Raw genomic sequence first — 23,264 nt, forward strand, 5'->3', positions numbered from 1 at the left:
CATGCAAAACGGCGACCCTAGGGTCGCCGTTTTTTTATGAGCCTACTGTCCTGTTGCCGGTTCAGCTTGCCGGCGTATCCGATGAGGGCGGACTCTTCTTCTTGTGTTTGCGCACCCGCATGTAGTTGCGGCGTACACCATAGGAGATAAGCAGACCGGCCAGCAGCGCCACCAGCAGCATCAGCCGCTGTTTTTCCTGAATCACTTTGAGCCGGGTGTCCTTCTCCGCCAGTAATTGATGCTCTTCCAGCGTGATGCGCAGGTAACCCAGCGTCTGTTCCTCATCCAGTATCTCCTGCACAAACTGGATGCGTCCCTTGCCCTGCTCAGGCAGCGACTTGTTGTCACCGCCGATGGGGAGCAGGCTGTCCAGTGGCACGGCCTGATCCGATTGGGCGAGGGGAATGCCACGGGCATCATAGAGGGTGGCATCGAGGATCTCGGGCTCGGCGGCCAGATCCTGGGCGAGCCGTTCCAGCTCGCTGTTTTTGTCCTCCTTGATCCAGCGTTTCATGTCGCGGGCAGCATAGGCGACCAGTGCCTGCGCCCGGTTGCGCGCCTCGCTGTGCAGCGATGCCTGGCTCTCGCTCTGCATGTGGATGAGCACACCGAGCACCCAGAGGCCGAGCAGTATACCGGCGCCCAGGCTGAGAACACGTTTGATGGGAAGATGACGCAAGCGTTGAGCCTCCTGATGACAAGCGGTGGCGGGATCTTGGCGCTTGCCTGTACAAAAAGCAATACGCTACTCTGGGCCAGTTTTGTAACCCCATGATCACCAAGGAAGGCTCTATCTCTATGCTGTTGTCCCAATTACCCGCTGCCTTGTCCGAGTGGCCAGAGTGCCTGCACAGCGCCCCCTGGTGGCAGCTGACGCCACAAGCCTTGCTGCCCGTTGCCCAGCCGCTGGACGGCGCCTGGCTGGTGCTGTTTGGCAAGCCTCTTGCCGCCCGGCATCTGGCGCGTCTGGCCGAGCTGCTGGCGGCGCAGGATATTCAGGCGCAGCTCTATCCGCCGAGCACACCAGCCGGGGTGCCCTTGCTGTTGCTGGGCACGGACAGGTTCTCCCCCGAGCTGGTGCAGTTGCTCAAGGCCGAGGAGTGGGACATCGACATCTGCCATCTGTCCGCGCTGCCGACCCTGAGCGAGCCCGGCTTGCTGGTGATGGACATGGACTCCACCGCCATCCAGATAGAGTGCATCGACGAGATCGCCCGTCTGGCTGGCGTGGGAGATCAGGTTGCCGCCGTGACGGCCGCCGCCATGCAGGGCAAGCTGGAGTTTTCCGACAGTTTGCGTAATCGGGTCGCCCTGCTGGCGGGCGCATCAGTGACCATTCTCGATGAGGTGGCGGCCCAGATGCCCTGGATGCCAGGGCTGCAGCTGATGGTCGATACCCTCAAGCAGGCCGGCTGGAAGGTGGCGATCGCCTCGGGCGGTTTCACCCGTTTCGCCGGTGAGTTGCAGCAGGCGCTGGGGCTGGATGCCATCTTCGCCAACGAGTTGGCAGTCGAGGGGGCACAGCTGACCGGCCAGGTGAGCGGGCGCATCGTCGATGCCAGCGTCAAGGCAGACGTGCTGCAACAGCTGGCGACATCGTTTGGTATTCGTCCTGCCCAGACAGTGGCCATTGGCGATGGCGCCAATGATCTGAAAATGATGGGGGTGGCCGGACTCGGCATCGCCATTCACGCCAAACCGCTGGTGCGGGCCCAGGCTGCGGCCACCCTAAACCATCATGACCTGGAGGGGGTGATCTGCCTGCTGGGGGCTCTTGCCTGTCGCGATCGCCGCTGGGATCGCAACTGACCCCCTGATTAGCCGCGAACAACTGACCCCACGTCACGGAGGACGTCACATCGAGATGGAACTGTTACAGCAATCCCTGTTTATCCCCTGTGGCGCACATCAACTGCATGTGCGCCATATACAGCCGCGGGTGGCGGTACATGGCGAGCCGATCCTGATGGTGCACGGCGCCATTGAGAATGGCCGCATCTTCTACACCGAATCTGGCAAGGGACTGGCCTGCTTTCTGGCACGCCACGGTTATCAGGTCTATGTGGCCGATCTGCGGGGGCGGGGCTTGAGCACACCGGCCATCGCCGAGCAGTCGGAGCATGGCCAGCATGAGTTGATCACCGAGGATCTGCCCGCTTTGCACAACTGGATTGCGGCGCGTCACAGCGGTTTCAAGCTGCACTGGATGGCCCACTCCTGGGGTGGCGTCATCATGGCGTCTACCCTGGTACGTTTTCCTGAGCTGATCGAGCAGATCGCCAGCCTGGTGTTTTTTGGCACCAAGCGCGGGGTATCGGTACAAAACCCCGAGCGCTGGTTGAAGGTGGATCTCATCTGGAATCGACTGGCGCCCTGGCTGGCCCGTCGCACCGGTTTTCTGGCGGCCCGCCGTCTGAAGATGGGGGCGGATGACGAGCCGCTGCGCTACTTGCAGGAGACGATTCCCTGGGTCAAATGTGGTCCCTGGCAGGACCCGTACGACGGCTTTTCCTATGACGAAGCCGCGGCGCGGGTCAACTGGCCGCCGCTCTGGATGATCTCGGCCAAGGCTGACAAGGTGCTGGGTCACCCGACCGATGTGCGCCGCTTCACTGCCGAGATGGGGTCAGCTGCACGCCACACCCGGCTTGGCAAGGATAACGGCAACCGGCTCGATTACGATCACATCAATATGCTGACTGCGCCGCAGGCGCAGGAGGATCACTTCCCGCAGATCCTCGCGTGGCTGCTCAACCCGCAGGCGGCATGACAATAAAAACAGGGCGCATGTTGCGCCCTGTTTCGTTCAGGCGGGTTCAGTGTTGCGGCGAAGTGATGCCGAGCCTGAACAGGGTGGCCTGACTGGTATCTGTCAGCTCGCCTACCCCCACCACGCTCCACAGCTCCTCTTCCAGCTTTTTGGCCTTGTGAATGGCGAACTTGGCGATGTAGTCCAGCTCGTTGGCGATGAAGTTGGTGTCGGGTCGCCCGGTGCGGGAGATGCCGACCAGCACAGAGTAGAACTCCCCCTGGCGCAAGGCCTGTTCAATGAAGCTGCGTTTTTCCGCCAGGCTCTGAAAGCTGCTGGCCAGTCGGCTGGTAAACACGGGCAGGCCGGCTGGCGTATGCAGGCTGGCGATATAGACCTCTTCCTCCTGGGGCTTGTCCTCCCGCTCGATGGCGCGCAGCGGGTTCATGACCAGCTGTTTGAGCAGGTCTCCCTGGAACAGGGGATAGAGGTTGTCTTGATCGCTGCGCTCGGCATAGGCCCGCAGTAGACGTGACAGGCTGCGTGTATGAGGGGCATGGCCGATGGAGGCCGGTTTTGGAGCGCCCCTCAGCTTGTTGATGTACACAGGGGTACTGAAGACATGGTGGGTGTAGATGTTGCGCAGCGCCCTGGCCATGCCGCGATAACGGCGCTGTTCCTGCGCAGCCTTGAGTTTGTTCTGGTTGCTTTCAATCAGCAGGCTGAAGAACTGGCGGCCGGTATGGCGCTCCGGGTCCCCCTCGATGCAGAGATGCAGCACAGTCCGTGTCTGGTTGATGCTGACCAGCCGGTAGGAGAGGTGTTGCAAGTCCATGCTCTTGGAGAGCTCCTGCAAACGGGGCAAGGCGATGGTGACGATGTCGTCTTTCGCGCCATCGATCGCCTCTTCCAGCTCTATCTGCATGCCGTGGGCGGAGATGTCGCGGGTCCAGCCTAGCCAAGCCTTGCCATTATGCTTGATGGCAACGGCCGTCTTGTGGATGTAGCGTGCTTCTTTGCGCAGTTGAACATAGTGCAGCGTCTCGATTTCAAAGGGGGCCGCCCCGGTATCGTGGCCGAAGCGCTGCAACTCGTTGGCGTTGTGCTGCAAGGTGGCATCGTATTGAAACTCTTCCCGCTGGTTTTCAAGGCCAATCTCTTGCAACAAGCCGACATGGCTTATCTGCTTGAGCCGTTCTTGCAGCAGCATGTCCTGCAACTGCAGGTTCTCCTGGTTTTGCTGGCTGGCGAGATCGGCCTCGTGCAGCGCGCAGCGTTCGAGGCTGAATTTATAGACGCGCCAGCTGGGCCGACGAGCACCAACCTGGAAAAACAGTGAGGTCAGGCCGCTTTGCTGCAACTCTTCCCGGGTGGCGGAGAAAAAATAGAGGTGGCTGCGAACCGAGTGGGTGAAGCAGTAGATCAGGGTCTCACGCAAGGTACCCGCTGCGGGCAGCAGGGATTGCATACGGGCTGCCGAAAAGAGGCTGGCGAGCATGTCGCGGTTCTTGGCATCGCGCCAGTATTCGAGGATGTGCTGGTTATTCTCGGTGCGAAGGGCAATCTCGAGGCTGGGGCTGTCTCCCGAGCCGAAGAACAGCGGCATGCCGGTCATGCGAGGCAGGTAGAACTGCTCGTAGCCCTTGATGATGGCTGCCGACAGCAGGTAGTCGACACTGACCCGATAGCGGCTCTTGTTGCTCTCGATAAATTCCGTGAGGAAGGCATCAAAGCCCGGGTGTTCACCTGTCTTGACCAGCCTCAGCCAATATTTTCCTTCCTTGCTCTCCTCTCCCAAAATCTGGTAGCTGACCGGTTGGTGCAGCACTGGGTTGGGATGGTCCCGTTCCAGGCCGGTAAAGAAGACTTCGACCTGGGCACCGGTCTGGTAATTGGGCAGATAGGAGACCGAGACGCGAATGCCGCCGATGGAGAGATCCGAGCTCTTGGCAAACAGCTTTTCTCCATCGGCAAACTTGATCACCACGGGAGAGCTGAAGTGCATTCGCTCCTGACGTCGACCATAGTAGCTGGCGAAGGGAATGGCATTGACGTCGAACTGCCGAAATGGGCTGGTGGGCGGTTGCAACTGATGGTCGCTCTTGTGCTGGTGGTGTTTCTGCCAATATTGCAGCGTCTCGTACACGCCAAGAGTGTACAGATCGCGATAGAGATAGCATTGGGACTGGAACAGGCCGATAGCTTCGGCAGGCATGAAGTGGGTGACCCCTTCAAACTCATGCACCAGGCAGGCGTCTCCCAGCTCGTCACGCATGTCGATGACCCGCCGGCAGGGAGTACATCTGCGCTTGATCTCCATCTTGATCAGAAAACGGCTGTTGCTGTTTTCACCTTGAGTCAGGCGGTTGAAGATGTCATCGAAATCTTTTTCTCTGAGCAGAGGAATGAGCTGTTCGATCAGGTGTTGTTGTTGTTCTGAATCCATGTGTTCCTGCCACGGAAAGTCATTTTTCCGATTCTGGGTTTGATCTGTCGGTCGCAAACAAGTATATCAAGCAGGAATTCATCCTGTCCCCGAGTTATCCATGGCCAAAAATAAAACTGCCTATGTTTGTACCGAATGTGGTGCCGACTTCACACGCTGGCAAGGCCAGTGTGGTGAGTGCAAGGAGTGGAACACCATTACCGAGGTTCGTCTGGGGTCGGTGACGCCGGGCAAGAACGCCCGCTATACCGGCTACGCTGGCGCCATCGGCAGTCAGGTACAGACGCTGGCGGAGATCGCCACCACAGAGATCCCCCGCTTCTCCTCGGGTTTCAAGGAGCTGGATCGGGTGCTCGGCGGTGGTGTGGTGCCGGGTTCTGCCATTCTTATCGGCGGTAATCCGGGGGCGGGCAAGTCCACTCTGCTGCTGCAGACCATGTGTGGTCTGGCCGAGCGGATGAAGACCCTTTATGTCACGGGTGAAGAGTCGTTGCAGCAGGTGGCGATGCGCGCCGGCCGGCTGGGCTTGCCCACTGACAAGCTGCGGATGCTGTCGGAGACCAGCGTCGAGCAGATCTGCATCATAGCTCAGCAGGAGCAGCCGCAGATCATGGTCATCGACTCCATCCAGGTAATGCATGTGGCGGATGTGCAGTCATCTCCCGGCTCCGTCTCCCAGGTGCGGGAGGCCGCGGCCCTGTTGACCCGTTATGCCAAGCAGAATCATGTCGCCATCTTCATGGTGGGCCACGTCACCAAGGACGGCACCCTGGCAGGCCCCAAGGTGCTGGAGCACTGTGTCGACTGCTCAGTGCTGCTGGATGGGGCCAATGACTCGCGTTTTCGCACCCTGCGCTCCCACAAGAACCGCTTCGGTGCCGTCAACGAGCTCGGCGTGTTCGCCATGACGGGGCAGGGCATGCGCGAGGTGAGCAATCCCTCAGCCATCTTCCTCAGCCGGGGTGAAGAGCAAGCGCCTGGCTCCATCGTCATGGTGATCTGGGAGGGCACCCGGCCACTGTTGGTCGAGCTGCAGGCGCTGGTGGATTACTCCCAGCTCTCCAATCCGCGTCGGGTGGCGGTGGGAATGGATCACAACCGGCTCGCCATGCTGCTGGCCGTGCTGCACCGTCACGGCGGGCTGCAGATGGCGGATCAGGATGTCTTCATCAACGTAGTGGGGGGCGTCAAGGTTGAAGAGACCAGTGCGGATCTGGCTCTCTTGCTGGCCATGGTCTCCAGTTTTCGTGACCAGGCCCTGCCCAAGGATCTGGTGGTCTTTGGCGAAGTGGGTCTGTCCGGCGAGATCCGACCCGTGCCGTCCGGTCAGGAGCGGTTGCAGGAAGCGGCCAAACACGGTTTTCGCCGTGCCATAGTGCCCTATGCCAACGCACCCAAGCACCCCATCGAGGGGATGGAAGTGGTACCGGTGAAGAAACTGGCAGATGCGCTTGAGGCGTTGTAACCCCCCATCCAGCGCAGTTTGCACAGCGTGAAGATTCAGCAATAAAAAGGAGCGCAAACTGGCGCTCCTTTTTATTGATTCTGGACTGGGGCTCAGGGATGAGGATGTTCCAGGTGCTCGTCCAGCAGCTGCTCCAGTTCACGGTGGAGCAAGTCCTCGTCGCCGACATTGAGCTCTATCATCCGCTTGAGGTGGGTCGCACTGTCGATATCGATATGGTGGCAGTAGAACCCCAGTTTCTTGCTGGCTTCATGGGTCAGCTCCACCTGCATCTTGATCTCGATGTCGCTGCCGCTCAGGACAAAGCCGAGTTCGTACTCTTTGTTATCACGGCTCTCCCAGTCATCGGGCCGGATCAGAAGCGCCCCTTGCAGAGAGACATCGACCAGTTGGGTCCGCCATGTTTTATCTCCCTGGACGAGGTCGGCCATGGTCAAGTAGAGGATCCGTGAGAAACGTCGACGCTCGGACATTATCATCTCCTGTCAGCAATAGGGATTAGCGCTATAAGGTCATGACATAGAGTGTAATGCACCTTGCGCATCAGGATCTTGAACTGGCTCCGAAATTGGATATCAAACTCGTTGGGCGCTGAGTGACTCTACCACTTGCAGTGCCTTGACCAGCCGATCTTCCTGTTTGAAGCGATCCTCCAGTACAGGTCCCAACTGATTCAAATCCTCATCAAGCAGCAACATTTGAGCTTCGTCTGCGTTGCTGTACTTGTCGTTGAATTCCAGTGCGAATTCAGTGCATTCCCGAATGTGGGGATAGATGCGCTTGGCCAGTTCCAGCTTGTCACCGCTGGCCTGTTCAAAGGCGGCGACCACATGGTTGTAGATCTCGAAGTGACCGGCGCTGACGTAGTCGACCAGCTGATCGCAAAAGCGTTGCAGCTCGGATGGACTGGGCAGTGAGCGTTGTTTGTTGCGGGCGGGGGTCAGCCCGGCGAGCCGCATGTATTCGACCAGCAGTGCCTGCCTGGCATCCAGCCAGTCATCGATAGCACGGTGTTTTCCTGCCAATGCGCGCTTTGTTTTTTCCAGTTCAGTTAACATAATCCCTCCGTGGGGCATAGGCATGGAGTGCTATCGCTACAGGCCTCCGGCCTTTCTTATTGACTGACGACACTCCCTATAACTAGGGAAAATCCGGTTGACCGTCAATAGGTGTATGGGGATATTGTTACGTCAGGTGGTGTTTTGGCTACAAGACGTCATCATTTGTTCTCCCCTTCCTGTCGCTCACGATAACGAAGTGGCGAGATATGTGACTATTTCCGCAGATCTTGATGAAAACCCCAGCATTCAAGCCAATCTGGCTGATAAAGCCTTTGCCTGAGTGTTTTTTTTTGAATAGAGTGGCCCGGTGCTAAATGCCCGATCATAAAGGAAATGTTATGAACAAAGCTCAACTTGTCGATGCAATTGCAGCCAAAGCAGATCTGAGCAAAGCTCAGGCCAAAGTGGCTCTGGAAGAGATCATCAATGGTATTACCCAGAGCCTGAAAGAAGGCGATGCCGTGCAGTTGGTGGGTTTTGGTACCTTCAAGGTGAACCATCGCGCTGGCCGTACTGGTCGTAACCCGCAGACTGGTAAAGAAATCCAGATTGCAGCCGCGAATGTGCCGTCCTTTGTGGCAGGCAAGGCGCTGAAAGACGCCGTCAAGTAATCGTGTAAAACCCGGCGCCAGCCGGGTTTTTTATTGCCATCGTCAGCGGAATTTGTTTCAGATACACTCAAGATATGGCGTGCGCCGTAGTGAGGTGGATGATGGAACAGAAAAATGCCATTCGGCAGGTTGCCGTACCTTGGGCTCCGTCCCGCCAACTCCCCCCAGGCCTGGTTGTGGCCGAGCTTCATCAGGATATCTGGAGTGATTCCCTGACCGTCATGCTGGGTCGGGCGCGCAGTATCGATCTGCCGCCACAGATCCTGTGTCGAGTCTATTTTCGTCATATCTTCGCCGTTCGGGTCATGGAGGACTGTGATCTGTCGGAAGGCAAGGAGAGCCATGCCATCGAGGAGCAGATCCAGCTCATCACCCCGTCCCGTTTCGCCAGCTGGTTCCATCAGGAGTCGGAGGGCCTGCATCTGGATGAGGATTTACAGCACTATCGCATCTCGACCTGGGACTACTGTGCCGACGTACTGACATCATTTGCGCCCGAACTGCAGTTTGTGGACAAGGGGGAGTAGCTCAGGAGCGATGGCCCCATAGAGAAAAGCGGGTAACACCTGGTGTTACCCGCTTTTTCATTGGTTGGCAGGGAGGTGACAAGGATCAGCTCAGCAAATGATCCTTGTGCAGGCCCAGCACGATCAGCAGACCGAGAAAGTAGAAGGCGCTGAGCTTGATGCCGAGGATGGCCAACAGTCCGGCGCAGAGCCGGACGACTGCCTTGTGCAGCCATGAACCCGTGAAGCGGTACATGATTACTCTACCGATTCGGCGCTGGCGAATTCCGGTACCTTGGCCATGGCATCCAGCACGACTTGAATGCCGGCGCCCTGCTTGCAGGCGTTCTCGCTAAGGTGACGACGCCAGGCACGGGCTCCCTGCATGTTCTGGAACAGGCCCAGCATGTGGCGGGTCATGTGGGAGAGGTAGTTGCCTTTGGCCAGCTCCTGCTCCATGTAGGGGAGCATCATTCGCACCACCTCATGGCGGCTCGGGATCTCGCTCGCCAGACCGAATAGCTGACTGTCTACCTGCGCCAGTATGTAGGGGTTCTGGTAGGCCTCACGCCCCATCATGACCCCATCCACCTGCTGCAGATGTTCCAGCGTTTGCTCGAGGCTGGTGACTCCGCCGTTGAGGGCTATGGTCAGCTCGGGATAATCCTGTTTGACCCGATAGACGCGGGGATAGTCGAGCGGCGGGATTTCGCGGTTTTCACGTGGGCTCAGACCGCTGAGCCATGCCTTGCGGGCATGGACGATGAAGGTATCGCAACCGGCATCGCGCACCTGCTCGATAAAGGCCTGCAAAAATTCGTAGGAGTCCTGATCGTCGATACCGATCCGGGTCTTGACCGTCACCGGGATATCGACCACATCGCGCATCGCCTTGACGCAGTCGGCCACCAGCGCCGGTTCACCCATCAGGCAGGCACCGAAGCGGCCATTCTGGACTCGATCCGACGGGCAGCCGACGTTGAGGTTGATCTCGTCATAGCCGCGCTCCCGGGCCAGCTTGGCGCAGTGGGCCAGATCCGCCGGATTGCTGCCACCCAGTTGCAGGGAGACGGGGTGCTCCTGCTCGCTGTAACCCAGATAATCTCCTTTACCATGGATGATGGCACCCGTGGTCACCATTTCGGTATAAAGCAAGGTCTGGCGGGTCATCAGACGGTGGAAATAACGGCAATGCCGATCGGTCCAGTCCAGCATGGGGGCGATGGAAAAACGCTGCGCCTGCATAAAAATCATCCGGGTTGGCTAAACAAAGGGGCGGGATTTTATCACAACGTGAGGCAGCCCCAGAAAATGAATTTTGTCGCCGCGCCATGCGAGGCCCTGTGGTAGTATCCGGCTAATAGAAAGGGTATTTGCGTGATCATGAATCAAGACCAACTTTTACAACGAGCCGAACGACTCTGCGAACAACGCGGGATCCGCTTCACCCCTACCCGGCGCCAGGTATTCACTCTGCTGGCTGCCCACGGCAACGCCATTAGCGCCTATGATCTGCTGGCTCAACTGCAGCAAACCGAGGCTCATGCCAAGCCGCCGACTGTCTATCGAGCGCTCGACTTTTTGCTCGAGCAGGGTTTTGCCCACAAGGTGGAGTCGCTCAACGCTTTCATATTCTGCTGTCATTTTGACCATGCCCATCCGATGCAGTTGCTTATTTGTGACGAGTGCGGGGATGTGGTAGAGCTTCATGACACTGCCATCGATAGCGCGTTTTCCGAGCAGGCCCATCAGCATGGTTTTACTATTACCAATAAGACAATAGAGGCACATGGACAATGTGCTCGCTGTACGCCCACTGTAGGAAGTCATCATGAAGGCTGATTTTGTAAACCCATTCCTGCTTTCCCTGCTCAATGTGCTTTCTACCATGGCACAGCTGGAGCTCAGACCAGGGAAACCCAAGCGCAAGATGGACGAACTGGCGCGCGGCGATGTCTCTGGTCTTATCGGCATGGTCGGTCCGCAGACCCGGGGTTCCCTCTCCATCAGTTTCGAGAAGGGACTGGCACTGGAGATCATGCGCCGCATGCTGGGTGAAGCTCCGGCGACCATCAACGAAGAAGTGACCGACATGGTGGGCGAGATCACCAACATGGTGACCGGCGGCGCCAAGCGCATGCTGGGAGAGAAGGGCTACGAGTTTGATATGGCGACCCCCATCATAGTTTCGGGCCCCAACCACACTATTACCCACAGGGCCGACGGCACCAAAATCATGATGCCGTTCGAGTCAGACTACGGTCGGGCCACCATCGAAATCTGTTTCGAGTAATCCTATGTGGAAAGTGCTGAAATGGCTTGTCATCGGCGGGGTCTTGCTACTCATATTGTCTGATGTCCAGATCAACACCTCGCTCTACAAGTACGATGACAACAAGGTGGTGGTGAGTTTTCCGCGCTGGCAGGCAGACAGGCCCTGGGGCACGTTTCAGTGGCATGCCGGTCGGATCGAGACGCGCTGGTATGGCCTGGAAGGCAAACCCAAACCGGTAGTCCCGCTGCTTTGATGTTGTGGTGACGGATCAGAGAAAAGAGAGAGGCCAGCATATGCTGGCCTCTTTTTATATCGGAACAAATTGTTGTCAGGCGGCTTCGGCAGCCAGCTTCTCGCTGGAGCGCACCGCCATGCCCAGGCCACAGGCCAGCAGGGTCGGCAGCAACCAGGCCAGGCCCTTGTCAAACAGTGGCAGGAAGGCAAAGGCATCCATCTTCATGCCGGCAGCACCCAGACCATCCAGGCAACCGAACAGGAATGCCACCAGCAGTACGCCACGGAACACCAGGCGAGGGCGCCCGAAGTATCCCTTCAGGAAGGTGACCAGCACCAGAGCCACTGCGACCGGATAGATGGCGACCAGCACAGGGATGGAGAGGCTGATAAGTTGGCTCAGACCCACGTTGGCGACGATGGCACAGATGGTACCCAGCAGGACAACCAGCTTCTTGTAGCTCATGCCAGTGAGATTGTGGAAGAAGTCGGAGCAGGCGGAGATGAGACCCACTGCGGTAGTGAAGCAAGCCAGGGTGATGATGCCGGCCAGAATGAACTGACCCGGTTGACCGAACAGGCTCAGCACATAGGCGTTCACGATGGCGCCGCCATTGCTGACGTCGGTGGCAACCCCGGCTGCGGTATTACCCAGCTGGAACAGGGAAATATAGACCACGGACAGACCGATGGCAGAGATAACACCCGCAATGGCCAGATACTTGAACTGGCTCTTGTAGTCGTTGATCCCCTTCTGGCGCAACAGATCGATGATGAGGGCGCCAAACATCAGGGAAGCCAGGGTATCCATGGTGTTGTAGCCTTCCAGGATCCCCTTCACGAACGGGCCCTCGAGATAGTCACCGGTGGCGCTTGGCATTGTGCCTTGCGGCGCGACGAAGACGCCGACGGCCAGGGTCAGCAGCAGCACCATCAGCAGTGGCATCAGGTACTTGCCGATGTTATCCATCAGCTTGCCCTGATTGAGGGAGACCAGTATGGCAATGCCGAAGAAGATCACTGTATAGGCGGCAAGACCGGCTTGACCCATATCACCGATGAAGGGCTTGAGGCCCATTTCATAGGCCACCAGACCGGTACGGGGGGCAGCAAAAGCCGGGCCAATGATGATGTAGATGGCCACGGCCAGTGCGGTTGCCAGACCGGCAGGCAGCAACTTGGTCATGCCAGCCCAGCCATTGCCCGCTTTGGCGACGGCAATGATGGTGATGAGGGGCAGGCCCACGGCTGTGACCAAGAAGCCCAGCATGGCCAGGGAGAGGTGCTCACCTGCCATGTAGCCTGCCAATGGCGGGAAAATGATGTTACCGGCGCCCAGATAGAACGCAAAGGTCATGAAGCCCAATCCGAGTACATCGGATAATGTGAGTGATTTCGTCAAGTTCAACCTCGTCTGTCTTGTAAACTATTGCTTGTTATAGTTTTTTATTGGTCAGTGACCGGCGTTGTTCAGGGGTAAAAAAAAGGAGCCCCGCGTGTTTTTTCATCACAACCAGTGGTTTGAGCTGGTCTGGAGCGGGCGCTCGTTTGAGAGTCAGCATAATGGCGTGAAAAAATAGTTCAAGACGAAATTTACATCTTCAAATAGAAGGGGTAGGTCAGTTGGATGTATCTGTCGGAATAGGCTCCCCCAGCAGAATGGATCACAATATCACCCTGCTCACACCTGTTTAATCCTCTGCCAAGTAGCAATAAAACACGATTTGCCTCTTTCCCTGCTCTGGTGATAACAGCTGTATAACAAACCCCATGCAGATCATAATCTGCCGAGATGCATAAAATTTCATCGGCCATGGCGGTCGGCAACACCAGCGCGACTTGTCCGACAGGGGTCAGCAAGCGATCGCATGCGGCCAGCAGATCCCGGCTGTCGAGGGAGCCTGTGTGTCGAGCCAGTGCCCTTGCCGGGTCGCGCAGCGACTGGCCTGCCCCAAAGTAGGGGGGGTTGGAGACGATGAGGTCATAGGGGGTCGCCTGATAATCCTGAATGGCGCCCTCCATGATGTTGATCCGGGTTGCCCAGGGGGAGGCAGCCACATTCTCTCTGGCCTGAGTCGCTGCATTCATATCCAGCTCCACCGCATCTATGATGCAGTCGGATCTGCTGCGTTGGGCCAGCATGAGTGCAACCAGGCCGCTACCGGTACCTATGTCCAGCACCCGGCGGGTGTCGGTCACCGGTGCCCAGGCGCCCAGCAGTATGCCGTCCGTGCCGACTTTCATGGCGCAGCGGTCGTGCTCGACGTGAAACTGTTTGAAGGTAAAGCCGCTGTTTCGTCCCATCTGACCCCTGCCATATGCCAGTTACACACAAAATGGTCGGCGATTATAGCGACTAAGCCACAGTCACCATAGGAGCCGACGGCATAATCGCCTATAATCTGCCGTTTCCTTAATGACCGAGTATTGCCATGAGCCAGTCCTTTGATGATTTCGACCTGCATCCAGCCCTCAACCGGGCCTTGGCCGAGATGGGATTCACCCGCCCGACCACCATCCAGCAGATGGTGTTGGAGCCAGCCCTGGACGGCCGCGATATTCTGGCATCCGCTCCGACCGGTACCGGCAAGACGGCGGCCTTCGTGCTGCCTGCCCTGCAACATCTGCTGGATTTCCCGCGCCGCAAGCCGGGCCCGTGCCGCATGCTGATCCTGACCCCGACCCGCGAGCTGGCGTTGCAAGTTACTGCCCACGCCAAGGCGCTGGCGGTGCACACCAACCTCAGCATCGAGACCATCATTGGCGGCGTCAGCCACGAAGAGCAGCTGCCTGCCCTGACCAAGACCACCGACATAGTGGTCGCTACTCCGGGCCGTCTGCTCGAGTACATAGATAAAGAAGAGTTCGAGAGCCACGACATCGAAGTGCTGGTGCTGGATGAAGCGGACCGCATGCTGGACATGGGTTTTGTCAAGGATGTGAATCGCATAGTGGCGGAGGCGCGCTATCGCAAGCACACCATGCTGTTCTCTGCGACTCTGGAAGGGGCCGGGCTGGAGAAGTTTGCCAACGAGATCCTCAACGAGCCGGTTGAACTCCATGCCGAGCCGCCCCGCAGCGAACGTCGCCCAATTACCCAGTGGGTACATCTGGCCGATGACGCCGCCCACAAGCTGGCCCTGTTGATCCACATCCTCAAGGATCCGGAAACCCAGAAAGCCATCGTCTTCGTCAGAACCCGCGAGCGCCTGGCCGAACTCTCTGGCCAATTGCAGGCTGCGGGTATTCCATGTGCCTGGATCCGTGGCGAGATGGAACAGAGCAAACGCGTCGAGTCGATCCGCAAGTTCCATGCAGGGGAAGTCCCCTTCCTCGTTGCCACCGACGTTGCCGCCCGTGGCATTGACCTGCCCAACGTCAGCCATGTCATCAACTACGACATGCCCTATGGTACAGACGTCTATGTGCACCGCATCGGCCGTACCGGTCGCGCCGGCAACCGTGGCTGCGCCATCAGCCTGGTGGAAGCTCACGACATGGGCATGGTCGCCAAGATTGAGCGTTACACCGAGGAGCGTCTCAAGCGCCGGGTGATCGACGAGCTGCGTCCCAAGCACAAAGAAGCACGAGTGCCGGTGAAGAAGAAAAAGCCGAAGGATGGCAAGAAGAAGAGTGCCAAGAAGAAAAAGAAGTAAGCCATACCTGCAGCAACGGCCATCCTCGGATGGCCGTTTTGCCAAGTGGATCCTGGATGGGGAAGTAGCGCGGGAATCGCGCGCAGAAAAAAGCCGACGCATAGACGTCGGCTGATAAAAAGTGCTTACAACAGAGGATTCACGTATTCAGACCCGGGGATCCTGAATTTGGTTCCCTCTTTCTGTAATTAATTTTCGGCACGTTTAAACATCAGGGTATGAACGTCAGACTCTTCTGGCACGAAGTAGTAACCATCGACGTTGAAACCAGTCAGTTGCTCAACCTCGGTCAGCCTGTGTTTGATGATGTGGCGGGCCATCATGCCGCGCGCCTTCTTGGCGTAGAAGCTGATGATCTTGAACTGGCCATTCTTCTCGTCCTTGAACACAGGGGTGACGATCCTGCCCTTCAGGGCTTTCGGTCGTACCGACTTGAAATACTCGTCAGAGGCCAGGTTGATCAGCACCTCGTCCCCTTGCGCCACCAGCGCTGCATTGATGTACTGGGTAATCACATCCCCCCAGAACTGGTAGAGGTCCTTGCCGCGACTGTTATCGAGCCGGATCCCCATCTCCAGTCGATAGGGCATCATGAGATCGAGCGGGCGCAGCACGCCGTAGAGGCCGGATAGCATGCGAAGGTGCGCTTGGGCAAAGTCGAAATCCCCGTCGCTGAAATCTTCTACCGCAAGCCCTGTGTAGACATCTCCCTTGAACGCAAGCAGCGCCTGGCGGGCATTGTCCGGATGGAAGTCAGGTTGCCACTGGGCAAAACGGGCGGCGTTGAGGCCGGCCAGCTTGTCGCTGATCTTCATCAGGCTGGCGATTTGATCCGGGCTCAGCTGGCGGGCCCGGGTGATCAGCTCAGCCGAGTGATCCAGCAATTGGGGTTGGGTGAAACGGGGGGTCACCAGAGGTGACTCGTAATCCAGCGTCTTGGCCGGGGAAACCACAATCAGCATAACGATCCTTTATAGCGGTGACACACGCCCCTCATTCATCCAGGGTGACGTTGTCGAGTGTGCCTGCACCCATCTGCTCACGGCCGGACAGTTTGATCAGCAGTCGCAGGTCGTTGGCCGAGTCGGCATGGGCAAGGGCCTCACTGTAGCCAATTTGGCCGGCACAAAACAGGGTAAACAGCGCCTGATCGAAGGTCTGCATGCCAAGCTCGGTGGATTTGGTCATCACCTCCTTGAGACGATGAACCTCGCCTTTGCGGATGATATCCGTGATGAGCGGCGTGTTGAGCAGCACTTCAAAGGCCGCAAAGCGGCGGCGACCATCCAGGCTTGGCACCAGTTGCTGGGCGACGATGGCACGCAGGTTGAAGGAGAGATCGAACAGTAACTGGCGGTGTTTCTCCTGCGGCACCAGATGGAGGATGCGATCCAGCGCCTGGTTGGCATTGTTGGCGTGCAGGGTCGCGAGGCAAAGATGGCCGGTCTCGGCAAATTGCAGTGCGAACTCCATGGTTTCCTGGCTTCGGATCTCGCCGATGAGGATAACGTCAGGTGCCTGGCGCAGGGAGCTCTTCAGCGCCACATCGAATGATTCCGTATCTATGCCCACTTCCCGCTGGGTGATCAGGCTGCGGCCGTGCTGATGCACGAACTCCACCGGATCTTCCACCGTCAGGATATGGCCATCCGCATTCTGGTTTCGATAGCCGATCATGGCTGCCTGAGTGGTGGATTTGCCCGTTCCGGTGGCACCGACGAAAAGCACCAGGCCGCGTTTGGCCATGGCCACCTCCTGCAAGATGGGCGGCAGGGTCAGTTCGTCGAAGGTTGGAATGCGGGTCTCGATACGGCGCACTACCATGCCCGGCAGCTCCTGCTGCCAGAAGGCACTCACCCGAAAGCGTCCCAGTGCCTCGCGGTGGATGGCGTAGTTGCCCTCCCTGGTGCGGATGTAGCGCTCGAAATGCTCAGGGCTGAGCGTCTCCCTGACCAGGGTCAGCGCGCTCTGCTTGTCGAGCGCTTCGCTGCCGAGGGAGAACAGATGCCCGTTGATCTTGAGGGTGGGGGGCGTACCAACCGTGATGAACAGATCCGAGCCTTTGCGTGCGACCAGTTCGGCCAACAGGGCATCCAGATTCATAACGACTCCTTCCTTAGATTCGTTTTCCGTTGTGGTTACACGCTATTGGGGTCGACCGCCTTGGCCTTGGCATCGAGTGACGCAACCACACCACGGCTGACCAGCTGCTTGAGGCTCTGATCCATGGTCTGCATGCCGTGGGTCATCCCGGTCTGGATCACGGAGTAGAGCTGGGCGATCTTGTCTTCCCGTATGAGGTTGCGCACAGCGGGTATGCCCATCATGATCTCGTGGGCCGCCACCCGGCCGCCGCCTATCCGTTTGAGCAGAGTCTGGGAGATAACCGCCCGCAGGGATTCGGAGAGCATGGATCGCACCATGTCTTTTTCCGCGCCGGGAAAGACGTCGATGATACGGTCTATGGTCTTGGCTGCCGACGAGGTGTGCAGGGTGCCGAATACCAGGTGGCCGGTCTCGGCCGCCGTCATTGCCAGACGAATGGTCTCGAGGTCACGCATCTCGCCCACCAGTATGATGTCCGGGTCTTCCCGCAGTGCCGAGCGCAGGGCGTTGCTGAAGCTCTTGGTGTCCCTGTGAACTTCCCGCTGGTTCACCAGACAGCGCTTGTTCTCGTGCACGAATTCGATGGGGTCTTCGATGGTGAGTATGTGGTGATGGAAGTTCTCGTTGATGTAGTTGACCATGGCCGCCAGTGTGGTGGACTTGCCCGAGCCGGTCGGCCCTGTCACCAGTACCAGGCCTCGCGGGTATTCGGAGATCTTGCGGAAGATTTCGGGAGCATCGAGATCCTCCAGGCTCAGCACTGTGCTGGGGATGGTACGGAATACGGCCCCCGAACCGCGGGATTGCTGGAAGGCATTGACCCGGAAGCGGGCCAGATTGGGGACTTCGAACGAGAAGTCGACCTCGAAGTTCTCTTCCAGTTCCTTGCGCTGGTGGTCGTTCATGATGTCGTAAATGAGGGCATGCACTTCCCTGTGTTCCAGGGCGGGCAAATTGATCTTGCGAACCTCACCATCAACCCTGATCATCGGGGGAACCCCGGCCGAGAGGTGTAGATCCGAGGCTTTATGCTTTACACTGAAAGCCAATAACTCTGTGATATCCATAGACTTGTCATTCTCCCATCACAAGATCACTAACGAAATATGAGCCAGATTGCCCAGCACCTGCTTCAGGTAAAGGAACGTATTGTACAGGCCGCTCGCCGGGCGGATCGCTGTGTCGATCACATCAACCTGCTTGCGGTCAGCAAAACCAAGCCGCTTGAGGCCATTCGCGAGGCCTATGCCGCCGGTCAGCGACGCTTCGGTGAGTCCTATGCCCAGGAAGCGGCGACCAAGATAGATACACTGCGCGAGCAAGCCGTCTGTACAGACATAGAGTGGCACTTTATCGGCCCCTTGCAATCGAACAAGTCCAGGCTGGTGGCCGAACGGTTCGACTGGGTACAGAGCGTGGATCGTGACAAGCTGATCGAGCGTCTCAACAACCAGCGTCCAGCCGGGTTGGCGCCGCTAAATATCTGTCTGCAAATCAATATTAGCGGAGAGAGCAGCAAATCCGGAACGTCGGAGCAAGAGATTTTCCGGCTGGCCGAGCTGGTCTCCCACAGTGAACGGCTGGTATTGCGGGGGCTGATGGCCATTCCGGAACATACCAGTGACGAAGCGGTATTGGCTGCCCAGATGGTGCGCATGCAGACTCTGTTCACCGAGCTTGCGCAACAATACCCGAGCGTCGATACCCTCTCGATGGGGATGACCGAGGATCTCGAACTGGCCATCGCCCATTGCAGCACCATGGTGCGGGTCGGTACCGCCATCTTCGGTGCCCGTGACTATTCATAAGCAAGACCACCTGATGCAATATGGAACCCTCGCCTTTATCGGCGCAGGCAGTGCAGGTGTTTGCAGCCATTTCATCCACAGGAGTGTTTGATGCAGCAGAGAATCCTCGCCTTTATCGGCGCAGGCAATATGAGCCGCAGTATCATTGCCGGCCTTGTCCAGGCGGGTTATCCGGCCGAGCGTATCATCGCCGCCAATCCCAGCCGCCCCAAGCTGGATGCGCTGGCGAGCGACTATGGCATTCGCATCACCCAAAATAATGCCGAGGCGGCCCGCGAGGCCGACGTCATAGTGCTGGCGGTCAAGCCCCAGCTGATGGCGGGCATGCTGAGTGCGCTGGTCGGTGAGCTGGGGTCCCTTGAGGGCAAGCTGCTCATCTCCATCGCGGCCGGTATCAAGGTGGCCCGTCTTGGCGAGATGGCGGGCGGTCACGCTCGCATCATCCGCACCATGCCCAATACCCCTTCTCTATTGGGGTTGGGCATGACGGGTCTCTATGCCCCACCCGGGGTTGAGCAAGCCGACCGCGACTTTGCCGAGCAGATGATGCAGGCCGTGGGCAAGACCCTCTGGACTGCGCAAGAGTCCGGCATCAATGGCGTGATAGCGGCGGCCGGCAGCGCACCTGCCTACTTCTTCCTGTTCATGCAGGCGATTGCCGAAGAAGCGGAGGCCATGGGCTTCAGCCCCGAGCAGGCCCGCTTGCTGGTGCAGCAGACAGCCCTTGGCGCCGCCGCCATGGTGGAGCAGAATCCCGATTTGTCGCTGCAAGCCCTGCGCGAGCAGGTGACCAGCAAGGGGGGTACCACAGCCGAGGCCATCAAGACATTCCAGGAACAGGGGCTGATGCCGCTGACCGCTCACGCCATGCAGGCAGCCGTTGCACGGGCTGCCGAGATGGAAACTCTTTTCTGAACACTCTTCTCTTACTGCTGGAGCTCAGATGAACACCGCTTACTTTCTGATTAACACGATTTTTGATCTCTACCTCATGGTGGTGCTGCTGCGCGTCTGGTTGCAGTGGGCCCGCGCCGACTTCTACAACCCCATGAGCCAGATGGTGGTCAAGGTGACCAATCCGCTGGTGATACCGCTACGCCGGGTCATTCCTGGCTTCGGTGGGGTGGACATGGCCTCGGTGCTGCTGGCGATTATCATTGCCTTCGCCAAACTGGCACTGCTCAAGAGCATGAACGTGCTGCTGGCCGACTGGCTCACCATCAGCTTGTTTGCCGCCCTGACAGTGCTGAAAAAAGCGGGTTCCATGATCTTCTGGGTACTGCTGATCCGCGCCATTCTGAGCTGGGTCAGCCAGGGTCGCAACCCCATCGAACACGTGATGCACCAGCTGACCGAGCCCTTCCTGGCCCCTATCCGCCGCATCCTGCCGGCACTGGGCGGGCTGGATCTTTCCGTGCTGGTCGCCTTTATCGGACTGCAGGCCATCAACTATCTGCTGGGTGATCTGTTCGGCCAGCTGTGGTGGATGATTTGATGCCAGCCGTCCTGCGGGAAGGGGATGAGCTGATATTGCATCTGATGATCCAGCCCAAGGCGAGCCGGGATCAGATCGTCGGATTGCACGGAGACGAGTTGAAAGTGGCCATCACGGCGCCGCCGGTGGATGGCCAGGCCAACAGCCACTTGATCAAGTACCTGGCCAAGCAGTTCAAGGTGGCCAAGGGACAGGTTCGCATAGTGCGCGGGGAGCTGGGACGGCACAAGACGGTTGCCATCGAGTCGCCCAGGCAGATCCCCGCCGAGATCCATGCCCTGCTGGAGACTCAGGGATAACACGAGAAGGATGACACCATGAAAACAGCCTGGATAAGCTGCCTGCTGGCACTGCTGATGACGTTACCGCTGCGGGCGGAACAAATGAAGGAGCTAGGGCCCTGGCAGGTGCACTACAGCGCCTTCAACTCCAGCTTCCTTACTCCGGACGTGGCCAAGGCCTACGGTCTGGAGCGCAGTCGCTACAACGGCATCATCAATATCGCTGTGCAGAACAAGCAAGGGGTGGCACAGGCGGTGGGGATCACGGGCGAGGCCAAGAACCTCACCGGCACCCTGCGCACCCTGACCTTCCAGGAGGTCAAGGAGGGGGACGCCATCTACTATCTGGCTGTGCTGCCCTATCGCAACCAGGATACCTACCAGTTCACCTTGAAGATCATGGGGGAGGGGCAGCAACAGACGCTCACCTTCCAGCAGACCTTCTACGTCGACTGAGGCAAGTGTCTCGTTCGATAAATGAAAAAGCCCCGAACTCAGGTTCGGGGCTTTTTCATTCGGCTGATTCAGCTGGCGGGCGTGAAGTCGTGGATCTCCCCCGGTCTCGGGTTGAAGCGGGGGTCCTGATCCTGGTGATGCGTCGCCCACTCCATGGCCTGACAGAAGCTCTCCTGCTTGGCAAATTCGTCGCGCATCTGATCGATGGCCCGCTCGGCCAGGCGTCGCTTCATCTTGCTGGCATTGCGATCGCTGAATTGCTGGTGCTGGGTCAGCATCCAGTCCGTGAACGCCTGACGGCATTGTGACTCGCTTGCAGCGTGGGCAGGCAGTGTGACCAGCAGGGGGATCATCAATAAGAAACGCATAACAAACCGGATAAGAGAGTGCAGGTTGATGGAAAGGGCGGCATTTTATGCCTAAAACGTGAGCATGAACAGCCCTGAATGGGGGCCAGTCAGGCTGGCCCCCGGATGATCAGTGCTTGATGAGGTAGAGCTGGCGGCTATAGGCCACGTCTTCCGGGTTGTTGATGGGATACCCCTTGAGCCAGGGTTTGATCAGCCGTGCATTGGTGTACTGATAGATGGGGGCGATCGGCGCCTCATCTTGCAAGATGGACTCGGCTTCGTCGAACAGGCGGGCGCGCTCACCGGGATCCCGGCTCTTGGCCGCTTGAGCCAGGATCTCGTCATAGCGTGCATTGGCGAAGCGGGCCATGTTGCCACTGTGCCGTGATCCCCACAGGCCGAGGAAGGCAGAAGGATCGTTGTAATCGGCCACCCAGGAGGAGCGGATCACCTCGAACTGACCGCTCTGGCGGCTGTCGAGATAGGTTTTCCACTCCTGATTGGTGAGCTCGACTTGCGCCCCCAGTTTCTGCTTCCACAGGTTGGCGATGGCCAGCGCCATCTTCTTGTGGATCTCGGCGGTGTTGTAAAGCAGGGTCAGCTTGAGCGGCTTGGCCGGGCCGTAACCGGCCTCCTTGAGCAGCGCCTTGGCCTTCTCATCCAGCGCCTGCTGGCTGCTGCTGGAGAGCAGGTTGGCCTTGGGTTCAAAATCGGCCGTCACATCCGGCGTGAAGCGATAAGCCGGTTTCTCGCCAGTGCCCAGTACCTTGGCGGCAATGAGGCCGCGGTCGATGGTGTAGGAGAGCGCCTTGCGCACCCGCACATCGTTCAGTGGTGGCAGCTGGGTATTGAAGGCGTAGTAGTAGGTGCCGAGTTGATCCGGGGTATGGACCTCACCCGGGATCTGCTGCATCAGCTTGTGATACTGCTCCTTGGGGAAGGATTCCGTGATGTGCAGATCCCCTGCCAGGTAGCGATTGGTGGCAGCGGTTTCCTGGTTGATGGGGACGAAGGTGACCTTGGTCAGCACTGTATGAGCCCTGTCCCAGTAATGGGGATTGGGGGCCAGCTCCAGCTTCTCGTTCACCACCCGTTGGCTCAGTACGAAGGCGCCGTTGCCGACCAGCTTGCCCGGCTGGGTCCACTGGTTGCCGTACTGTTCCATGCTGGCCTGATGCAGGGGTGACAGGCTGGGGTGGGTCAGCAGGCTCAGGAAATAGGGCACAGGCTGGGAGAGGGTCACTTGCAGCGTGTGCTCGTCGAGGGCTTTTACCCCGAGCGCCTCGGGCGGCAGCTTGCCAGCCACTATCTCGTCCACCTTGGTGAAGTGAGCCAGCTGGGCAAACCAGGCGAAGGTAGCGGCCTCCTTTGGATCAACCAGCTTGCGCCAGCCGTAGACGAAGTCGGCAGCCTTGACCTTGTCACCGTTGGACCAGCGTGCATCCGGTCGCAAATGGAAGGTAAACTGCTGATTGTCCTTGTTGTCCCACCGCGTCGCGACGCCGGGCAGCACCTTGCCATCCGGCCCCTGGGTCAGCAGCCCCTCGTAGAGGTCTCGCAATACCTGCAGTTCGGGCAGGCCGACCAGCTTGAGCGGGCTCAGGCTTGCCGGTTCGTCTTTCAGGTGACGCACGACGGCCTGTTCGGCGGCGAGTTGGGTGCCGGGCGGAACATCGGCGGCCTGGACACAGGCACAACCCAGCAGGGCCAGCAAGGGACTCCATCCTTTCATGGTTAATCCTTCAAATAGTGTGAAGCGGGGAGA

Annotated in this window: 27 protein-coding genes; 14 read left to right on the plus strand and 13 right to left on the minus strand. The window is 58.5% G+C overall.

The window, feature by feature from the left end; genetic code table 11:
• Positions 1-61: 61 nt before the first annotated feature.
• Positions 62-679 carry an AhpA/YtjB family protein gene (locus tag GWQ29_RS12630; RefSeq protein ID WP_021140887.1) on the minus strand — a complete coding sequence of 206 codons (618 nt, stop codon included), beginning with the start codon at positions 677-679 and terminating at the stop codon, positions 62-64.
• A gap of 119 nt (positions 680-798) precedes the next feature.
• On the opposite strand from GWQ29_RS12630, the gene serB reads away from it, so the two are divergent.
• Both serB and GWQ29_RS12640 read left to right on the plus strand, forming a co-directional pair.
• Positions 799-1,809, plus strand: a complete 1,011-nt coding sequence (gene serB / locus GWQ29_RS12635; protein WP_275919566.1) for a phosphoserine phosphatase SerB — start codon at positions 799-801, stop codon at positions 1,807-1,809.
• Positions 1,810-1,864: 55 nt separating this feature from the next.
• Positions 1,865-2,770 carry an alpha/beta fold hydrolase gene (locus tag GWQ29_RS12640; RefSeq protein WP_275919567.1) on the plus strand — a complete coding sequence of 302 codons (906 nt, stop codon included), beginning with the start codon at positions 1,865-1,867 and terminating at the stop codon, positions 2,768-2,770.
• 46 nt (positions 2,771-2,816) lie between these two features.
• Here GWQ29_RS12640 and GWQ29_RS12645 read toward each other — a convergent pair whose 3' ends face one another.
• Positions 2,817-5,195, minus strand: coding sequence for a PilZ domain-containing protein (locus tag GWQ29_RS12645; RefSeq protein ID WP_275919568.1), 2,379 nt, complete (start codon positions 5,193-5,195; stop codon positions 2,817-2,819).
• A gap of 100 nt (positions 5,196-5,295) precedes the next feature.
• Here GWQ29_RS12645 and radA point away from each other — a divergent pair, with 100 nt between their 5' ends.
• The gene (gene radA / locus GWQ29_RS12650; protein ID WP_005320438.1) at positions 5,296-6,660 is read left to right on the plus strand and encodes a DNA repair protein RadA; all 1,365 of its coding nucleotides are present in this window, start codon (positions 5,296-5,298) and stop codon (positions 6,658-6,660) included.
• A gap of 92 nt (positions 6,661-6,752) precedes the next feature.
• On the opposite strand, the gene GWQ29_RS12655 is transcribed toward radA, so the two are convergent.
• Together GWQ29_RS12655 and GWQ29_RS12660 are read right to left on the minus strand one after the other, a co-directional pair.
• Positions 6,753-7,133 (minus strand): PilZ domain-containing protein, encoded by a 381-nt coding sequence (locus GWQ29_RS12655; RefSeq protein WP_005320440.1) that lies wholly within the window; start codon positions 7,131-7,133, stop codon positions 6,753-6,755.
• Positions 7,134-7,235: 102 nt separating this feature from the next.
• Entirely contained in the window at positions 7,236-7,718 is a 483-nt protein-coding gene (locus GWQ29_RS12660) for an Rsd/AlgQ family anti-sigma factor (protein ID WP_005320446.1), read from the minus strand.
• A gap of 341 nt (positions 7,719-8,059) precedes the next feature.
• On the opposite strand from GWQ29_RS12660, the gene hupA reads away from it, so the two are divergent.
• On the plus strand, positions 8,060-8,332 hold the full coding sequence (gene hupA / locus GWQ29_RS12665; RefSeq protein ID WP_005305063.1) for a nucleoid-associated protein HU-alpha: 273 nt from the start codon (positions 8,060-8,062) through the stop codon (positions 8,330-8,332).
• A 101-nt stretch (positions 8,333-8,433) separates the two neighbouring features.
• Entirely contained in the window at positions 8,434-8,859 is a 426-nt protein-coding gene (locus GWQ29_RS12670; protein ID WP_005320448.1) for a hypothetical protein, read from the plus strand.
• 85 nt (positions 8,860-8,944) lie between these two features.
• Here the strand turns inward: GWQ29_RS12670 and GWQ29_RS12675 are convergent, their stop codons facing one another.
• Together GWQ29_RS12675 and dusA are read right to left on the minus strand one after the other, a co-directional pair.
• Positions 8,945-9,094: a hypothetical protein gene (locus GWQ29_RS12675; RefSeq protein WP_021140465.1), complete on the minus strand. Its 150-nt coding sequence runs from the start codon at positions 9,092-9,094 to the stop codon at positions 8,945-8,947.
• Positions 9,095-9,096: 2 nt separating this feature from the next.
• Positions 9,097-10,083 carry a tRNA dihydrouridine(20/20a) synthase DusA gene (dusA, locus tag GWQ29_RS12680; RefSeq protein ID WP_058395320.1) on the minus strand — a complete coding sequence of 329 codons (987 nt, stop codon included), beginning with the start codon at positions 10,081-10,083 and terminating at the stop codon, positions 9,097-9,099.
• A 138-nt stretch (positions 10,084-10,221) separates the two neighbouring features.
• On the opposite strand from dusA, the gene zur reads away from it, so the two are divergent.
• The 3 genes from zur to GWQ29_RS12695 are packed head-to-tail and all read left to right on the plus strand — an operon-like array spanning position 10,222 to position 11,366.
• Positions 10,222-10,680 (plus strand): zinc uptake transcriptional repressor Zur, encoded by a 459-nt coding sequence (gene zur / locus GWQ29_RS12685; protein ID WP_265463167.1) that lies wholly within the window; start codon positions 10,222-10,224, stop codon positions 10,678-10,680.
• Positions 10,670-11,131 (plus strand): chemotaxis protein CheX, encoded by a 462-nt coding sequence (locus tag GWQ29_RS12690; RefSeq protein ID WP_005320452.1) that lies wholly within the window; start codon positions 10,670-10,672, stop codon positions 11,129-11,131. Before zur ends, GWQ29_RS12690 begins: the two co-directional genes overlap by 11 nt.
• A gap of 4 nt (positions 11,132-11,135) precedes the next feature.
• Positions 11,136-11,366, plus strand: coding sequence for a hypothetical protein (locus GWQ29_RS12695; protein WP_265463166.1), 231 nt, complete (start codon positions 11,136-11,138; stop codon positions 11,364-11,366).
• A 75-nt stretch (positions 11,367-11,441) separates the two neighbouring features.
• On the opposite strand, the gene brnQ is transcribed toward GWQ29_RS12695, so the two are convergent.
• Both brnQ and GWQ29_RS12705 read right to left on the minus strand, forming a co-directional pair.
• A complete protein-coding gene (gene brnQ / locus GWQ29_RS12700; RefSeq protein WP_265463165.1) occupies positions 11,442-12,755 on the minus strand; it encodes a branched-chain amino acid transport system II carrier protein in 1,314 nt (437 codons plus the stop codon).
• Positions 12,756-12,940: 185 nt separating this feature from the next.
• Positions 12,941-13,651, minus strand: a complete 711-nt coding sequence (locus GWQ29_RS12705; protein WP_275919569.1) for a methyltransferase — start codon at positions 13,649-13,651, stop codon at positions 12,941-12,943.
• 128 nt (positions 13,652-13,779) lie between these two features.
• On the opposite strand from GWQ29_RS12705, the gene srmB reads away from it, so the two are divergent.
• A complete protein-coding gene (gene srmB, locus GWQ29_RS12710) occupies positions 13,780-15,003 on the plus strand; it encodes an ATP-dependent RNA helicase SrmB (RefSeq protein ID WP_005320462.1) in 1,224 nt (407 codons plus the stop codon).
• A 188-nt stretch (positions 15,004-15,191) separates the two neighbouring features.
• On the opposite strand, the gene yaaA is transcribed toward srmB, so the two are convergent.
• Genes yaaA through tapT form a run of 3 tightly spaced genes read right to left on the minus strand, consistent with a single transcriptional unit; the run spans position 15,192 to position 18,176 of the window.
• Positions 15,192-15,965: a peroxide stress protein YaaA gene (gene yaaA, locus GWQ29_RS12715; protein WP_275919570.1), complete on the minus strand. Its 774-nt coding sequence runs from the start codon at positions 15,963-15,965 to the stop codon at positions 15,192-15,194.
• A gap of 31 nt (positions 15,966-15,996) precedes the next feature.
• The gene (gene tapU, locus GWQ29_RS12720) at positions 15,997-17,106 is read right to left on the minus strand and encodes a type IVa pilus ATPase TapU (protein ID WP_021140458.1); all 1,110 of its coding nucleotides are present in this window, start codon (positions 17,104-17,106) and stop codon (positions 15,997-15,999) included.
• Between the two features lie 35 nt (positions 17,107-17,141).
• Positions 17,142-18,176 (minus strand): type IVa pilus ATPase TapT, encoded by a 1,035-nt coding sequence (gene tapT / locus GWQ29_RS12725; protein WP_005320466.1) that lies wholly within the window; start codon positions 18,174-18,176, stop codon positions 17,142-17,144.
• A gap of 39 nt (positions 18,177-18,215) precedes the next feature.
• Between tapT and GWQ29_RS12730 the strand changes: the two genes are divergently transcribed.
• The 5 genes from GWQ29_RS12730 (at position 18,216) to GWQ29_RS12750 (ending at position 21,149) form a co-directional block, all read left to right on the plus strand.
• Positions 18,216-18,917: a YggS family pyridoxal phosphate-dependent enzyme gene (locus GWQ29_RS12730; RefSeq protein ID WP_265463162.1), complete on the plus strand. Its 702-nt coding sequence runs from the start codon at positions 18,216-18,218 to the stop codon at positions 18,915-18,917.
• A 90-nt stretch (positions 18,918-19,007) separates the two neighbouring features.
• The gene (proC, locus tag GWQ29_RS12735) at positions 19,008-19,832 is read left to right on the plus strand and encodes a pyrroline-5-carboxylate reductase (protein WP_219591317.1); all 825 of its coding nucleotides are present in this window, start codon (positions 19,008-19,010) and stop codon (positions 19,830-19,832) included.
• 28 nt (positions 19,833-19,860) lie between these two features.
• A complete protein-coding gene (locus GWQ29_RS12740) occupies positions 19,861-20,412 on the plus strand; it encodes a YggT family protein (RefSeq protein ID WP_265420628.1) in 552 nt (183 codons plus the stop codon).
• Entirely contained in the window at positions 20,412-20,711 is a 300-nt protein-coding gene (gene yggU, locus GWQ29_RS12745; RefSeq protein ID WP_005320479.1) for a DUF167 family protein YggU, read from the plus strand. The genes GWQ29_RS12740 and yggU overlap by 1 nt, the downstream gene beginning before the upstream one ends.
• An 18-nt stretch (positions 20,712-20,729) precedes the next feature.
• On the plus strand, positions 20,730-21,149 hold the full coding sequence (locus GWQ29_RS12750; protein ID WP_005320482.1) for a DUF4426 domain-containing protein: 420 nt from the start codon (positions 20,730-20,732) through the stop codon (positions 21,147-21,149).
• Positions 21,150-21,217: 68 nt separating this feature from the next.
• Here the strand turns inward: GWQ29_RS12750 and GWQ29_RS12755 are convergent, their stop codons facing one another.
• Positions 21,218-21,517: a hypothetical protein gene (locus GWQ29_RS12755; protein WP_011899099.1), complete on the minus strand. Its 300-nt coding sequence runs from the start codon at positions 21,515-21,517 to the stop codon at positions 21,218-21,220.
• Between the two features lie 109 nt (positions 21,518-21,626).
• Positions 21,627-23,231 carry an ABC transporter substrate-binding protein gene (locus GWQ29_RS12760; RefSeq protein WP_265463161.1) on the minus strand — a complete coding sequence of 535 codons (1,605 nt, stop codon included), beginning with the start codon at positions 23,229-23,231 and terminating at the stop codon, positions 21,627-21,629.
• Positions 23,232-23,264: the final 33 nt, after the last annotated feature.

It is taken from the genome of Aeromonas sp. 2HA2, from assembly GCF_029237345.1.
Classification (GTDB): Bacteria; Pseudomonadota; Gammaproteobacteria; order Enterobacterales; family Aeromonadaceae; genus Aeromonas; species Aeromonas salmonicida.